The organism is Bradyrhizobium sp. 153, from assembly GCF_023073835.1.
Classification (GTDB): Bacteria; Pseudomonadota; Alphaproteobacteria; order Rhizobiales; family Xanthobacteraceae; genus Bradyrhizobium.
Window position 1 is genome coordinate 13,363 of the sequence record NZ_JADPKH010000042.1, and the last position, 15,318, is coordinate 28,680.

Annotated in this window: 13 protein-coding genes and 1 pseudogene; 5 read left to right on the forward strand and 9 right to left on the reverse strand. The window is 58.3% G+C overall.

Annotated features, from left to right (window positions below):
* Window positions 1–24: 24 nt before the first annotated feature.
* The 4 genes from IVA91_RS11920 to IVA91_RS11935 are packed head-to-tail and all read right to left on the reverse strand — an operon-like array spanning window position 25 to window position 3,284.
* Window positions 25–444 carry a DoxX family protein gene (locus IVA91_RS11920; protein ID WP_247276155.1) on the reverse strand — a complete coding sequence of 140 codons (420 nt, stop codon included), beginning with the start codon at window positions 442–444 and terminating at the stop codon, window positions 25–27.
* Between the two features lies 1 nt (window position 445).
* A complete protein-coding gene (locus IVA91_RS11925) occupies window positions 446–2,329 on the reverse strand; it encodes an amidohydrolase (RefSeq protein ID WP_247276156.1) in 1,884 nt (627 codons plus the stop codon).
* Entirely contained in the window at window positions 2,326–2,610 is a 285-nt protein-coding gene (locus tag IVA91_RS11930; protein WP_247276157.1) for a XapX domain-containing protein, read from the reverse strand. The genes IVA91_RS11925 and IVA91_RS11930 overlap by 4 nt, the downstream gene beginning before the upstream one ends.
* Before the next feature lie 29 nt (window positions 2,611–2,639).
* Window positions 2,640–3,284: a hydrolase gene (locus tag IVA91_RS11935; protein WP_247276158.1), complete on the reverse strand. Its 645-nt coding sequence runs from the start codon at window positions 3,282–3,284 to the stop codon at window positions 2,640–2,642.
* A gap of 547 nt (window positions 3,285–3,831) precedes the next feature.
* Between IVA91_RS11935 and IVA91_RS11940 the strand changes: the two genes are divergently transcribed.
* Both IVA91_RS11940 and IVA91_RS11945 read left to right on the forward strand, forming a co-directional pair.
* Window positions 3,832–4,209 carry a response regulator gene (locus IVA91_RS11940; RefSeq protein WP_247276159.1) on the forward strand — a complete coding sequence of 126 codons (378 nt, stop codon included), beginning with the start codon at window positions 3,832–3,834 and terminating at the stop codon, window positions 4,207–4,209.
* A gap of 181 nt (window positions 4,210–4,390) precedes the next feature.
* Window positions 4,391–5,047: a response regulator transcription factor gene (locus tag IVA91_RS11945; RefSeq protein ID WP_247276160.1), complete on the forward strand. Its 657-nt coding sequence runs from the start codon at window positions 4,391–4,393 to the stop codon at window positions 5,045–5,047.
* Window positions 5,048–5,144: 97 nt separating this feature from the next.
* Here IVA91_RS11945 and IVA91_RS11950 read toward each other — a convergent pair whose 3' ends face one another.
* Both IVA91_RS11950 and IVA91_RS11955 read right to left on the reverse strand, forming a co-directional pair.
* A complete protein-coding gene (locus tag IVA91_RS11950; protein ID WP_346015480.1) occupies window positions 5,145–6,701 on the reverse strand; it encodes a PAS domain-containing protein in 1,557 nt (518 codons plus the stop codon).
* A 577-nt stretch (window positions 6,702–7,278) separates the two neighbouring features.
* Window positions 7,279–7,518, reverse strand: a complete 240-nt coding sequence (locus tag IVA91_RS11955; protein ID WP_247276162.1) for a hypothetical protein — start codon at window positions 7,516–7,518, stop codon at window positions 7,279–7,281.
* Between the two features lie 727 nt (window positions 7,519–8,245).
* Here IVA91_RS11955 and IVA91_RS11960 point away from each other — a divergent pair.
* Window positions 8,246–8,662: a helix-turn-helix domain-containing protein gene (locus IVA91_RS11960; protein ID WP_247458771.1), complete on the forward strand. Its 417-nt coding sequence runs from the start codon at window positions 8,246–8,248 to the stop codon at window positions 8,660–8,662.
* Window positions 8,663–9,312: 650 nt separating this feature from the next.
* Here the strand turns inward: IVA91_RS11960 and IVA91_RS11965 are convergent.
* The gene (locus IVA91_RS11965; protein ID WP_247276163.1) at window positions 9,313–10,356 is read right to left on the reverse strand and encodes a LysR family transcriptional regulator; all 1,044 of its coding nucleotides are present in this window, start codon (window positions 10,354–10,356) and stop codon (window positions 9,313–9,315) included.
* A gap of 320 nt (window positions 10,357–10,676) precedes the next feature.
* On the reverse strand, window positions 10,677–11,357 hold the full coding sequence (locus IVA91_RS11970) for an isochorismatase family protein (protein WP_247276164.1): 681 nt from the start codon (window positions 11,355–11,357) through the stop codon (window positions 10,677–10,679).
* A 642-nt stretch (window positions 11,358–11,999) separates the two neighbouring features.
* Here IVA91_RS11970 and IVA91_RS11975 point away from each other — a divergent pair.
* A complete protein-coding gene (locus tag IVA91_RS11975; protein ID WP_247276165.1) occupies window positions 12,000–12,530 on the forward strand; it encodes a hypothetical protein in 531 nt (176 codons plus the stop codon).
* Window positions 12,531–12,746: 216 nt separating this feature from the next.
* Window positions 12,747–13,604 carry an AraC family transcriptional regulator gene (locus IVA91_RS37100; RefSeq protein WP_247276166.1) on the forward strand — a complete coding sequence of 286 codons (858 nt, stop codon included), beginning with the start codon at window positions 12,747–12,749 and terminating at the stop codon, window positions 13,602–13,604.
* 772 nt (window positions 13,605–14,376) lie between these two features.
* Here the strand turns inward: IVA91_RS37100 and IVA91_RS11985 are convergent.
* Window positions 14,377–15,296 (reverse strand): annotated as a pseudogene (locus IVA91_RS11985) (NADP-dependent oxidoreductase).
* Window positions 15,297–15,318 lie beyond the last annotated feature (22 nt).

A 15,318-nucleotide genomic window follows, 5' to 3' on the forward strand; every position in this document is an offset into this window, starting at 1 on the left:
CACCTCGAACACGGAGTTGAGCGCTCATTTCGAGCGCAAGGACATTATAGACACAAGCACCAGGCCGGCGATCAGGCCCAGATGCTCAAAGAAGGCGTTGAGGGCCATGAAGCGGTCATGGCCGGTCATGGTCCAGAAAGCGTTTGCGGTAAGCATGGCGACTGCAGTCAGCACGCCGAGGCCTCCGGCTCCCAGCCACACCCAGCGTCCAAGAATGACGAGTACGGAGCCGCCGAGTTCGACGATGATGGCCGCTGTTGCCCAAAGCCATGCCGGCTGGAGACCGAAATGCGCCTGCTCGGCAACTGCCCCCGGAAAATCGAGAGCTTTCTGACCTCCCCCAATCAAGAACGCGGAGACGAGAGCTATTCTGGCTGCCGCCGCAAGCCATGGCCAGGACAGGATTGTAGCGACCCATCTCGGCGTATCCGATTTGGCGAACATCTCACACGGCCCAGCAGGCGCAACCGAGCGCGCCCCAGAAGCTCTTGAAATCCGACACCGGCAGCTCGCCCGACCAAGCCCGCGCGTGGTCGTGACCGTGCACACCGCACAGATTGGCACAGCCGCACGACTGCATCGCGTTAGCTCTGATGGCGGTGGCCTTGCCGTCCGAACCGACCCAATTGCCGTACCCGCCGAAGCTGCGTACGGGCGACCAGTCCGGCATCGCCGGCGGAGGCAGCGTGTCATCGAGCGACTTGAAATCTCCGGCACCGTAGACGATGCGTCCGCCCACTATCGTGAGGTCGCTCGTCGTGTCGGCGATCTCGCTTTCGGCGCAAGAGAAAAAGTCCCGGTCGGGGACGGTCAGATCGGCGAGCTGTCCGACTGCAATCCGGCCCTTCTTGCCCTCCTCGTTCGAGAACCAGGTGACGTTCTCCGTCCACATCCTGAGTGCCGTCTCGCGGTCGAGGCAGTTTCGCTGCGGATATAGCCGGAGCCCACCGACCGTCATACCGGTCACCAACCAGGCCAGCGAGACCCAGGGATTGTAGGAGGCTACCCTCGTCGCGTCGGTACCTGCGGAGATCTTCACTCCCTTGTCGATGATCTTCTTGACCGGCGGTGTCGCCTCGGCGGCGCCGTAGCCGTAGCGCTCCACGAAATATTCGCCCTGGTAGGCCATCCGGTGCTGCACGGCGATACCGCCGCCGAGCGCGGCGATGCGGTCGATCGATGCCTCGGAAATTGTCTCGGCGTGGTCGAAGAACCAATGCAGGCGATCCAGCGGGATCTCCCGGTTGACCTTTTCGAATACGTCGAGCGCACGCGAGATGGTCTCATCATAGGTCGCATGAAGCCGCCAGGGCCAGTTGTTCTGAGCCAGGATACGAACGACCTCCTCGAGCTCGCCCTCCATCTCCGGCGGCATGTCAGGACGTGGCACGCGGAAGTCCTCGAAGTCGGCCGCCGAGAACACCAGCATTTCGCCTGCCCCGTTATGGCGGAAGTAGTCCGTGCCCTGCTTATAATTCGAGGTCTGGGTCCAGTTCAGGAAGTCCTGCTTCTCCCCCTTCGGCTTTTGTGTGAACAGGTTGTAGGCGAGCCGGATCGTGAGCAGCCCTTCGTCAGAGAGCTTTTGGATGACCGCATAGTCTTCCGGATAATTCTGGAAGCCGCCTCCAGCGTCGATCGCACCTGTCACGCCCAGGCGATTGAGTTCGCGCATGAAGTGACGGGTCGAATTGACCTGATATTCGAACGGCAGCTTCGGGCCTTTCGCCAGCGTGGCGTAGAGGATGTTGGCGTTGGGCTTGGCGAGCAGCAGACCGGTCGGATTGCCCATCGCATCGCGCGCGATTTCGCCACCCGGCGGCTCTGGCGTGTGCTTGGTGTAGCCGACGGCGCGTAGCGCTGCAGCGTTCAGCATGGCGCGATCATAAAGGTGCAGGATGAAGACAGGTGTGTCAGGTGCGACTGCGTTGAGCTCGTCGATGGTTGGCAATCGCTTCTCAGCGAACTGGTGCTCCGTGAAACCGCCCACCACCCTTACCCATTGTGGCGGCGGCGTGATTGCGACCTGCTTCTTCAGCATCGCCATTGCATCGGCGAGCGACCACACGCCGTCCCAGCGCAGTTCCATGTTGAAGTTGAGACCGCCGCGGATGATGTGGAGATGATTGTCGATCAGGCCCGGCAGCACGCGCCGCCCTTTCAGGTCGACGATCTTTGTCGAGGAACCAGCGAGCTTCATCACATCGCCGACGTGCCCCACCGCTGTAAACAGCCCGCCTTTTATCGCCACGGCACTCGCCGCCGGGTTCGAGCGATCAAGCGTCGCGAACAGACCGTGATGCAGGATTAGATCGGGTCCCTGGTTGCTCATGCTTGCTTCTCGCGATTCTTAAGCCCATCGATCGGACCGACCGTGCGTCGGCCGGGCAGCATGCCGAAAATGTGGGAATCGCAGCTCGAAAGATGGAATGCCTGGGAAAAGCTGGCGCCCCCTATGAGGAGCTTGGCGACGGGGACGACCTGCTCGCCAACCAGAATTCCCAAAAGTCCGACCAGCGCCACCAAAGGCGGCGCCGGTGAGCGTACGTTGAGGAGGTAATAGATCACGCCCACCAGCAGGCCCGCCGCCAAAGAGAGTACGTAAACCTTCATGAAGACCTCCTCATTTCGGTGTATCGCGGCTACCGCGAGCCGGCCTCAGATGCATGCTCACCAAGCGCCCATTTGGAGAAGCGAACCTGGATGCCATAAGGCGAGTGAGCTCGCAGGATGTCCATCACGCCCTCGTATGTCTCTTGCCGAGCCCAATCTTGTTGGAGCTCGAAAACAAGCTGCAGCGACGTGATGGGAATGGCTCCTGCCTGCACTAGCCGATCCATGGCGCGGTTATGCGCTTCTGCCGATAGATCCCCGCATGCGTCTGCAGGAACGAATATCTCAAAACCTTCCTTCAGCATGTCTAGAGCCGCGAACATTACGCAGGCTTCCGTCCAAAGCCCCGCAACAACGAACCTCTTTCGTCCGGTCTCTCGCACGGCTTTCCGGAAGGGTTCGTCAAGCCACGCGTTCATTGAAGTACGGTCGATCACCGGTTGCTTCGGGAAGAGCTCCGTGATCTCCGGCATGAACGGACCGGAGAACGTTTTTTCCGCTACGGTTGAAATGATTGTGGGAATGCCGAACAGCTTGGCGGCCTTTGCTACCACCTGCACATTATTGAAGGGCACCAAACGGTCGTGCGACTGGACCCCTTGGTACATTGCTGGCTGATAGTCGATCAGGGCGATGGCGCTGCTTTGCGGTGTGAGCATATCGAGCTTCGGCATTCCGGTTCTCCTAGGTTGAAGGATGCATATTTCGCTTTGCGCGGGGCCAAACGAACGCGTGCGGAGCGCTGACCTGCGCTGAGCACGGGTCGCATCACCGACTCGCGCTAAAATCGAAGGTCCAGTCAAAGTGCCTTGCGGCGAATCATCGAACGAAGGGGAAGGTACGATTCTTCACTAAAGTGCTCTATCGCACGATCGGTTTGACTTCCTACACTATAGGAGCGGCCATACTATACGATGGTGCTAGGCACACGGTGTTCCGTGTTTCCATAACAAGTGCGCCCAACTTGAGTTGCGGTAGTCGACTAAATCGCATGCTCCACCAGCAGTCGCAGATCATTCGCTCGGTTGACTGGCCCATAAGCAAAGGGCACCGTTATATGTTCGAGTGGACCGTGAGGAGTTGAAACTTGCGCCCAGAGCGATACACCATTGTATAGTCGAAAACGTTTCAGCCTGCCCCTATAGTTGTGAAGCTGCTCAAGCACGCGTAGAGGGGCAACTCTGCTATTCCGCCACACTTGCTCACAGCGAGAGGCTGCAGGTGCGAATGAAGCGACATCTGATTGCGGTCATAGACGACGATGAGGACGTTCGCGACGCCATTCGAGGATTGATGCGGTCGGTGGGGTTCGCGGCTGAAGCATTCTCTTCGGCGCAAGAGTTCTTGCGTTCAAAGCAATTCTCAAAGACGGCCTGCTTGATCACGGATGTCAACATGCCGGCGATGAGTGGCATCGATCTCTGCCGCCACCTTTCCGGAGCCGGCGCCGCCATTCCAACCATTTTGATAACCGCCTATCCGGACGACGACGTTCGTTCGTTTGCCGAAGCAACTGGTATTATTGCATATCTTGTGAAGCCCTTTTCGCAGGAGGATCTGCTTGACGGGATCCGCATGGCTTTGGACGGGACAGCTTAAGTCGCCCGTTTCAGATGCGTTGCAAGTCGCACAAAAAGCGCCTTCTCATCCTGGTCCCCTCGTTGGGGTCGTATCGGGTAGGTCAAGACGGACGACCTAAACCGGCTGCACGCAGGCCAGTTTTCCCTCCGTGCAAAGTGCGCTAAGCTTCTCCGTTGGCCAATTTTACGGACAAGAGGCGATGAAAGAAGGATCAGACGAGCTGACTGTAATCGTGGTCGACGACAATCCAGAAGTGCGAAGTAGTCTGGGTACGCTCCTTCGGTCGGTCGGTTTTCGTTTTGTATCATTTTGTTCGGCAGCGGATTTCTTCAGCGCCGCTTTGCCGGGTGGGCCTACTTGCCTGGTTCTCGATGTCCGAATGCCCGGGCAAAGCGGGTTGGACTTGCAACGGGAGCTTTGCGCCGGCCCAAATAGGCAATTGCCCATTATCTTCATCACGGCGCACGGCGATATCCCGATGTCTGTCCGCGCTATGAAGGCGGGTGCTATCGAGTTCCTTACAAAGCCGTTTCGGGATCAGGATTTGCTTGATGCCATCGCCGTTGGTCACGCGAGTGACCGGATTTGGCTTGACCGTGAACGGGAGCTTTCAGAACTCCGAATTCGCTACGAAAGTCTCACACCTCGCGAACAAGAGGTGATGGGATTTGTGGTGAGCGGGCGGCTCAACAAGCAGATCGCCGCAGATCTCAGCATAAGCGAGATTACTGTGAAGGTCCACCGGGGTCAGGTGATGCGGAAGATGCGTGCTGCGTCACTGCCGGAGCTTGCTCGCATGTCGGACAGGCTACAACTAACCCAACCAATCCCTGTGCGCCTCCGGCGAGTTCAATAAAATCAGCCCCCCAAGCTTCGGGGTGCAGTTCTCGGCAGTCATCTCAGGATCGCTTGTTCAGCCACGTTGCGTTGGAGCACTGACGCGCGTTTTCTGCTCATTCGACGGGAAGCTCGACGTGGAAAATGGTGGTGCCCTCCCCGCGGGAAAACCAGAGTCTTCCCCGATGAGCAGCAATAATGGATCGGCAAATCGCAAGCCCCATCCCCATTCCCTCGGGCTTGGTGGTGAAAAATGGCTCGAACAGCCGATCGCCGTCTGCGGAATCGATGCCGCTGCCGCGGTCTTCGACCTCAATAAGAACATGTCGGTCCTCAACGCGCCATTTGGTCCGGAGAGATAGCACGCGGGTCGATTCAATGGCTGCCATGGCTTGGATGCCGTTCGTGAGCAGGTTGATAACGACCTGCTTTAACTGAACTCTATCGGCCCGAATGGGGGGTAATCCGTCCCCCATTTGAAGTTGAAGCAGTACATGATGCTCCACGAGTTCGCCTCGAATAAGAAGTAGAACTTCTTGGATCATTTCAAAGAGGTCGAAGGTCGTATGTTCCGGCTTCGCTTTCTTTGACATTGAGCGGACATGATGCACGATCTCGGCTGCGGAGTCCGCACACCTGATCATCCTACGAAGGCCCTGGCGCGCCTCCTCCAAGTTAGGTGTGCGGTGATCGAGCCAGCGAACAGAAGCCTCACCAGTGGTCTTTATCGCAGATAGTGGCTGGATGATCTCGTGCGTGATCGATGCCAATTCTCCCAGGGACGCCATCCGTGTGACGCGCGCAAGTTCGCGCTGAGCCTCTTGCAAAGCAGCGTCGGCCTCCCTCGCGAGCGTCACATCCATGACCGCGCAAATGCTACCGAGTGGCGATGTTGTGGTTCCACCGGGAGGGTGAATTCTGCGCACATATCGGATCGAGCCATCCGCCATGACTAAACGGACGTCAAATTCCTCTTCTGGCTCGCCAGCCATCGCCCGCTCAATCGAACGATGCATTAGCCATCGATCGTCCGGGTGGATCCGTTGTCCAATGAGTTCGACCGCCGGCTTGTCTTTTGGATCAAAACCGAAAATTCGTGCTCCCTCTTCGGACCAGAAGACCTCGCCCGTCGAGAAGTCCAAGCCCATACTTCCACAGTGGGTTACCCGCTGTGTTTCGTCCAGAATTGCCTTGCTCCGGACTAGATCGTGTTCGATTCGCTTACGATCTTCGATGTCAGTACTAGCTCCGCACCATCCGACGATCTGTCCGGCTTCGCCCCGCAAGGGCGTGTAGCGGACGAGAAACCAGCGATGTGCACCGTCTGCTCCCTTCAGTCGAACGTCGACTTCACCAGCTTGGCAACTACCTCGCCAAACGTCCCTTAGGCGTTCCTGATCGTCTGGGTGGACCGCCAACTCCCATATCGGCCCACGAGCTTGATCCGCTGACAAGCCGGTATACTCAAACCAGCGTCGATTTAAGAATTCAGCGGACCCAGCCACCGAGGTCCGCCAGATCAGCATTGGGACGGCGTCGACTAGACCGCTCATTTCATTGTCCAGTGCTGAGTGCTCTGGTTCATGCGCCCCTTCGTCGACCGCCACTCTCGACATGGAGCGCCGCGGCATTGGCAACTGCGATGGACGGCTTAGTTCAGGTCGCTCGATCATTCGGCTGGCTCAACTTACCATTTTCTTTTTTGAACGAATACCACAACCATCGCGCATGCGTCACCAGAAACCGAGTAGCGGTGGCGATGGGCTTTAAATCGGCACCTAGCGTCAAACGAAAAGATGCCATGAAGACCTTGAGCTTTCATGCCGTACCAAGGCCGAAGGCTTGGGTATAGGCGCCGCGATAACGAGGACCGATCAACGCGAGCATGACCACCTAGAACAGCCGGCTAACAGCAGGAGATCGCTGCTGCGCGGCTGCCCCGAAGAGTGGCGCGAAGCGGATCTCGCAGCACATCCGCGTTGGGCCATGTGTGGACGGCTCCGGGTTGGCAAGAAGAATCTTCATTTTGCAGCATTGGTCGGAGCAGCCATGTGTTCGGCCTCTGAGTGCGGTACCCATGACCGCTGGCCATAATGCCTTCCGCGGATCAGGTCCCGATCAAAAGCACGCATTTAAAGATGCTATGGCCCAGGTGGGTTGTCCTGATCGCCGGATCAACCGGCACTGCATTACGTGCTGTTCGTCCTCCCAACCGTTACGTCACGCCGGCGGTGTCCGGCGCGATCTCGTTTACGCCGTGCGCGCGACCGGTTCCTTGTAGCGTTCGCTCCTGGCCATCATCGCCCACGTCATCCTGGCGAGCTTGTTGGCAAGCGCGATTGCGGCGACCTTGGTCGGTCGTCGCACCAGCAGTCCCGTAAGCCAGGGCCGATGGCCGGTACCATGGATTTTGGCGTAGCGGATCACGGCGAGCGGACCAGCCGTAAACAGTGCGCAAATAGCGATCACCTTGTTTGCTGATACTGCCAAGCTTGTCCTTGCCTCCGCTTGCGTTCTGCTTTGGCAACAGCCCAACCCAGGCCGAGAAGTCGTCCCGATCGGAAGGTCTTGGGATCCGCGATGCTGGTGACCAAAGCGATTGCCAGCGCCGGCCCGACACCAGGGATCGCGTCCAGCCGTTTGCTCGTCACGCTTGATCGATGCGAACACCACCAGGCGGTCATGAGACTGCACGCCCTGGTACATTGCCGGCTGATAGTCGATCAGGGCGATGGCGCTGTCTTGCGGTCATATCACGCTTGGGCATTTGAGGTCTCCTGAGTTTGGCAGATGCATCAGTTCGAGGCGGCATGTAATCGATGCTCTTCGTGCCGTAGCTGGAAGTGAAAGGATTTCATCTAGTCGATGAACCCGCTGCATTTACTCCAAGCGTTGTGTCGACAGAGCCGAGACTGGCCTGCCGCCTGCGGCTGCAACCTCCAAAACGGCTGACGATACCCCGAGCTTTAGGCGCCGAGCGCCTTCCAGTATTCCGGACCCGTTATTGTGCGCCGCGACGATAGTTGTATCGGTAATGGCCAACGGCTTCGAATCTTCGAACAGGACCGTCACCGGCTGAAGTGTGCACGGTTGGTGGTTTTGCATGTTCATCCCAACCTACATCCCGTCACTTCATGGGAAGGGGTATAGTATCGGCACGGCGCTCATGTAAATTAGGCACTAACCCGCTACTAGGTCTCGGATCGGATACCGCACCGTGCAAAATGAAGCTCATCGTCCTGAACTCATCTATCCGCCAGAGCTGGAAATTTGGCCGTTCCCGGCGGATTGCCCAAATCGGGTGCTGATCGAAGAGATCGCCGACAAATGGACGATCTTGGTGATTGCGGCGCTCTCGCGAGGTCCGACGCGTTTCAATCAGCTCAAGCGCGCACTGGAGCCCATTACTCAGAAGTCATTGACTCAGACGCTCCGTCGCCTTGAGCGAAGTGGGATGGTTTCTCGAACGGTGGTTGATACCTCTCCTGTGGCGGTCGAATACGCCATCACCCCGCTCGGTCGCACTCTTGCGGGGCCGTTTTCCGCTCTAGACCGGTGGGCCGTCGCATACCAAGACCAGGTCGAGGGGGCCCGACAGCAATTCGACACGCAACGGGGAAACGCCCGCAAATAACGAAATCGTCGCTTGCGCGGAACGCAACCGCGGTGCGAAGCCAGATGCACTCGTAAGTGCGTCCAATGTGCTTGCTGCCCCCGAAATCTGGACCCCCAATAGTCCATTAGTTCGCAAGCGCGGCACTTCGCGTGCCTCACCGAACGCTCTAGCTTCCACGCCGGACAATGTTTAGACTCTGGACAAAGCCGAGATCGAATGGCGGACGCCAAACTGCACCGGATTCATCTTCCCGGTGAAATCATTTGATTTCGCCGGCCTCTTGAACTGGTAGAGCTCCCGGCCGGCGCCACATCGAGCTATCGAATCGATAACATCGATTTGGATAATGGATCGATTGATCCAAAATAATGCATTTTTGGTTCAGGATCGAAAAAAGGTCTCGATCGCGACAGCCTTCGTTGAATGATCTTCTTGACGCGACGCGGCTTACGAAATCAAGCCGGTACGCGACGTTCGGCAGTAAAGAGGACTTATTTCATCGGATCGTAGAACGATACTTGTCCAAACACGTGGAATTCGTCAAGCATGTGCGCTCGCCGAACGGGCGTTTCACGGGAGCAGATCGCCCGCTAGAATAGAGCGCCTCTCCGGCGAAGGTCAATCGTACCTTAGTGTTGGCTTCCGGAGCACAGGTGTCTTCGGCTCCCTCACGCTTCCGCGGCGAGCCGCTGCACCGATGAGCTTAGTACGGGTAGCGCGGGGTACGCAAACTCAAACAAGCGAGCCCGTAGCGGCTCGGTAGCTCGGCTCAATGTGGCGCGTAGCCACTCTTGCGGTGCATCACTCTCGTTACGCTCATGCCAGAGAACGCTAACGTCCTGCAAAGTCGTTTTGTATGGCAACTCGTGCATCGACAGTGGGTGCCTGCCGACTAACAACTTGGCGAGCGGCCGTGGCACGATAGCCGACAAGTCCGCCTCCTCCAGTAATGAGGGAAGCGCAAGGAAGTGAGGCAATGAGACAGCTATACGCGGGCTCCGCTTTGCCCCAGAAAAGGCCCGTTCGAAGGCTGCCCTATCGAACATTTCCGATCGCCGGGCCAGCCCACGTTCAGATACATAGCCATCGACAGCTCCCTCAAGCTCTCCATTCAACGAGACCACGGCTATGGCAAGGGTAGAGAACGCCTCGAGCGACGGCTTGCCTAGTTCCCTTGAAGGCCTCGTGATGAGGACATCATCGTATGCAAAGAGCGGGCTTGACTCGAAACGCGCAGGCACATCTGAGAAAGTACCGATTGCTGCATCAATCTGTCCGAGATCCATCTCCTCCGCCAGATCGATCCAACTATCCGGCCGAATTGCGAGATTAATCAGCGGCGCCTCCCGCCTTAAGACGGTGAGGAGATATGGCAGCATCACCATGGTGGCAAAATCGCTCATGGCAATAGTGAACCGCCTTGTCGAACTACTTGGCTCGAATTTGGGTGGATCGATCGCCCTCGTCAGTGATTTCCACGCTTGTTGTATCAAAGGGGCCATCGCAACCGAGCGCGCGGTCGGTAGCATCCCCGCGGAGGTGCGAACGAACAATTCGTCGTCGAGCAATTCCCTCAACCGGGCAAGAGCGTGACTAACGGCTGTAGGGCTGACACATATTCTCTTGCTGGCGCGCAGCACACTTCGTTCCTCCATGACTGCGTCGAACACGCGCAGAAGATTCAGATCAAATCTATTGAGGGACATGGTCATGGCCAAACTGCGAGAGATCATTACTCGTTGCGAAACTTAGGTCGGCTCAATTGCACCTTCGTGTGAACAATCCTTGTGCACGCTGGCAGAACTGAATCCCTTCAGATGAATCGTCGCGCAGCTCCCGGTGCGGTCGGCTGCGACCTGCGCCAGCATGAGCTCACATGTCTCCTAGTACCGTCTTGTGGTACCGCGCTCCGGAAGGAGCTAGGTCGCAGAAATGCTCGTTGAGCGATCGGGCGTCCGTTACCGCAGTCCGGCCCGCCGCGTGCGCTGACGCCTTCATGCCGCGTGTGCGGCGTCCCGAACAAAGCTCGACGTCACCTCGCCTGCTTCGCGACCTCCTGAGCCTTCTCGTAGCTCTCCGCTACCGCGGCGTAGTTGGGCGCCACCAGGCCGTACAACTTCGCGAGCTCTGCCGCTTCAGGGCGGGCCCACGTGCGGTGAAGCTCGGACAAAAGTGCATTCGTCGACGTCGGGATAACATGGCCTTGCACGAAGCGGGCAAGGGTCGTGCGTGACGCCAGTTCGCTCGGGTCGCCGGAGGCGTCAATAACCACATACACGTCGAACCCAGCTGCCCGGGCGTCCAGCGCCGGGAACATCACGCAAACGTTCGTCCAGACACCCGCCATCACCAACGTCTTTCGGCCGGTCGAGCGCACCTCTTCGACGAAGTCCGCGTTATCCCAGGCATTCACTTCACCCTTACGAGGCACAAACACGGCATGCGGCGCGTGCTTATGGATTTCCGGCATAAGCGGGCCGTTCGGTCCCTTCGGCTCAGATGCCGTCGTAATGACCGGGATCTTTAGCAACGACGCCAATTTCGCAATCATTTCGACGTTCCGCCGGAGGTCGGCGACGGCGATATCCTTTACTGTTTGGAACAGACCGGACTGGTGATCCAACAATAGGATCACTGTGTCGGCCGGGTCGATCAAGGCTTGCCCGCCACCAGTCGGCAGAACGCTTGACTTGCTCTTCGATGTATTCGCCATAACTTCTCCTTAGCTGCGGCAATGGTGTCCCACCGGACAAGCATCCTGGCTCGCCGGGGTCTACTCATAGGTTCGATTGAGGGCCGTCTCGCGGAATGCCAGTGCAACCCGAGATGGCGCACGCCTTTAGCCCTTCATGCAAAAAGAACGCTGTGCAGATCTCGCCAGCGATCTCGAGGATGGATGTGGAGCACAAAGCGACAGTCGTCGTTCACGGAATTGGTGAATGTTCACGTTCTTGCGCAAAACCACCGTCTTTGGTGTCGAACACAGGTTGAAACTGGCAGCACTTGATCAACGCCTATGGTAGAAATGTAACCCGGTGCTTCGTTGGCGAAAAAGAAGATCTATCCCGGGCACGCGTACGCCACGATGCGAAGCGATAATTGACCGGTGGGTACCGCTGTGGGCGAACGAGGATCGACAACCCCTGAGAGTGTATCGGCTGATTGGGGCATCGATCTAATTGCAATTGCATGGCCGGGGCGGACAGCTGGCCTATCGGCCGGTGTGTTCGCGGGCCAGAACGCTCAGAGACTCGAAGTTGCATCGCCTTCAGATCCGACAACACACATTCTCGCGGTATCGACTTGCGGCCACCATGCCACCTATGCCGTGGATGGCCGCGAAGTACATGAGGGAATGTTTGAGGCTGGCGCGGTTCAATTGGTTCAGGCAGGTCAAGCACCTGCGGCCATGCTGACGGGCGACTGGCGCGTCATCCACATTTACTTTCCATCCAGCGACCTCTGGCAACTCGGCGAGGACCTTGGACTCTCGGCGATAGACGCGCTGGGGCTAACCTTCACCCTACCCGATTTTGCCCGAGAGCCCGTGCTTGGTCGGATCGGACGCAGGCTCGAGCAGCGACTGCGGCGCGGCGATGTGCCTAGCCGCCTTGAGCTAGACGATATTTCTTTGAACGTCGGATGCCATCTCATTCGCACCTACGCAACGACAAAGCCCCCTCGCCGCCCGCGGCCCCGATCGCTTTCCAGACAAGAGGGCCAGCGCCTGTTGTCGCTTCTTGGCGACGCTCATGACCCCGGCCTCGACCAACTCGCCCGCGAGCTGGACAGGAGTTGGACGGAAGCCAGATTGGCCTTCCATGAAACCTTCTGCGCTACGCCGGACGAGATCCGCGGCATCCTGAGACGAGGCCGCAGGCCGTGAGTATGGCTGATCCGCCACAATGCTGAACAGCTGACGTAACAATACCAACCCAGACTCAGCATCGGGCTTACGAAGGAGCCACTTGCAAAGAACGACCTGATCTGCATCGAAGACGAGTACGCCAACGGCTTTGCCGCGATCGCAACAAACACCCATAAAGTAATCGACACCTCTCCCACTGTCCTAGTAGAAGGCGGCATCGTGGATGCCCGCCCCGTGAGTCACCCCCTGAGCTACGCCGACTACTACCGCTCAATATATCCGTTCGAACAACAGCACCGATCTGTTGGCGGACTTAACTTGTTTCGTTCACCGCGGCACCAAGCCGGTGAGTACGTCGAGTCCGCCCACGGAGTATCTCTTCAGATTAGCCGCACGCCTCGCGCGGGTCGGTCTGTCGTCGATCTCGGCGCGGGCCGTTTCAAAGCGGATCTGTCCGCACCAAACTATTTCGTCGCGCCTCCCGATCATCCTTGCACGTACGACCTTAACTCCAACATCGATCTTCTCGTCATTGAATTTTCGTCCAAGGTGTTTTGGGACGATCCCTGGCGCCTCCAAGACTGCGGCCCCCTGCATCATGGAGCACGCTATGACACGTTGCCGCTGCAACTCGCCGAGCAACTTTGGGAACTAAGCGCGCATGGATTGACGCAATTGGAGGCGGACAGCTTTGGCATGGCGCTAGCAACTTTGCTCGCGCGAGCCTCGCAACCCGCGCTTGGGGTGAAACCGGCGAAAGGCGGACTAGCACCGAAAGAATTGACGCTCCTCATTGAGTACATGAAGGGTCAACTCGCGAGTGACTTGTCGCTCGCCGAGCTTGCTGCACTTGTTTCTCGCTCTCCATATCATTTCGCTCGTGCCTTCAAGACCAGCACGGGAGTTCCGCCCCATCGGTATGTAATGATGCTTCGAATAGAACTCGCAAAGGAATTTCTGGTAGCAGGCCGCCTTAGCGTTACACAGGTCGCGCACGCTTGTGGCTTTGCGTCGTCGCAGCACCTAGCTACCGCGTTCCGCCGCATGGTCGGAACGACCCCGACGGAATATAGGCGCCAGAGCGAAATTTGATCACGCAATAACCACCGATTTACACCAGGTCTCGCCTTTCGTTAAGGCACTGAACACCACCAAATTTAGTTTGGCGCACGAGGTCGTGGCGCGGCGTAGCGCGGGAGCGCTCCCCTGACCCCGGGGTTTGTGATCTTCAGTGGCTAAAGCAGCCGCCGGCTTAGCCCAAATCCGGCTTCCGCCTTTTCGCGCGCTTTGGTACGCCGCCCTGCTCTATCGGTTTAACATCTGTCGGATATCCGCTCCACCCAGTTTAATCGAATGGGCAACAGATCAGATCCGTCGGGGAGCACGTATCGACCCTGCGCGAATCTAGCCGATAACCTTCGGAGATCATTTCGAACGCTGTTTCCTCCTTGATTTTAAAAAACAAATCTCCCTGTCTGACGGACAAATCCCGCCGGCATGCCCGCCCCATTTTGTCGGTCAGGAATCTACAGGAAAATTTCAGCCGCCGGCAGTGTTGGCGGCTCCGCCAACAATCGAAATCAATCGACTGATTACCGTTGCCTGCGTAGACAAGACTGCTAAAGCCGCTCCGATGCGATGTCCCTTCAAAACGGTCGTAGATCAGCAACACGCTGGTACTTCCTCTTCGCTCGCCTGTGCGCGACTCAGAATGGTCTGCCTCTACGCTACGTCGCAGTTTGACCCGGAGCGGACTGACTACCGCATCGCATACTTCGCGCGGATCGTGCCAAGACACTCGGCACGATCCGGAAGCGGAACGATAGTCGTTGGAGAGAGCTGAACCCTCCTCCTACCCAAGCTCTTACGACCGGACCTGAATGATCGTCTTGCCTTGGCGTCGCTCGGTCGAGTTGAAGGTGCCGACAGCATCGTCGAGGGACGATACCTTTCCGATGTTCGTCCGCAGCCTGCCGTCCCGCACCCTCTGGACGATCTCGTTCAATTGACCACGATCGACCTCCACGACGAAGTCGATGGTGCCAAACCCTCCAGCGGCTCGGCCTCCGCCGGGCCGACGACAGTCACCAGCGTCCCTCCGGCCCTGACGAGGGCTGCAGACTGCTTCTGGATGTCGCCGCCGATGACGTCGAAGGCGAGATCGACGCCACGGACGTCCTTGAGCGAATCGTTCTCCAGGTCGACGAATTCATTCGCGCCGAAGTCGAGGGCTTTCTGCCGGTCGGCCGCGCGTCCTATTCCGATGACATAGGCGCCGGTCGCGCGTGCGAGTTGAACCACAATGGAGCCGACCGCGCCCGCCGCACCATGCGCAAGCACGCTCTGGCCTGCCTGAAGACGGCCGTGCTGGAAAAGCCCCTGCCATGCCGTCAAGCCGGAGATCGGCAGGCTCGCGCCAACCGTGAAATCGACGTCACCCGGCAACGCCGCGAGATTGCGGGCCTCGATGGCAATGTACTCCGCGAGCGTGCCGTCCCGATACCAGTCGGCAAGGCCGAACACGCGCTGTCCCACCGACAGTCCCGTCGTGCCGTAGCCAACAGCCGCGACGATGCCGGCAAATTCGTGCCCGAGGACCGCCGGAGTTCTGTCCTGTTCGCGACGATCGGTCTACGTCGAGGGCCACTCCAATTCCGTCGGAACGAAGCCCGATGCGTGAACCTCCACGACGACGTCGTTTATGGCCGCGCGAGGTTCGGGCCGTTCCGCCAACTTCATGCCGGCAAGTCCGGCAGCCTGGTCCGTCACGATGATCGCTTTCATCTTGAATTCTCCTTCATGTGCT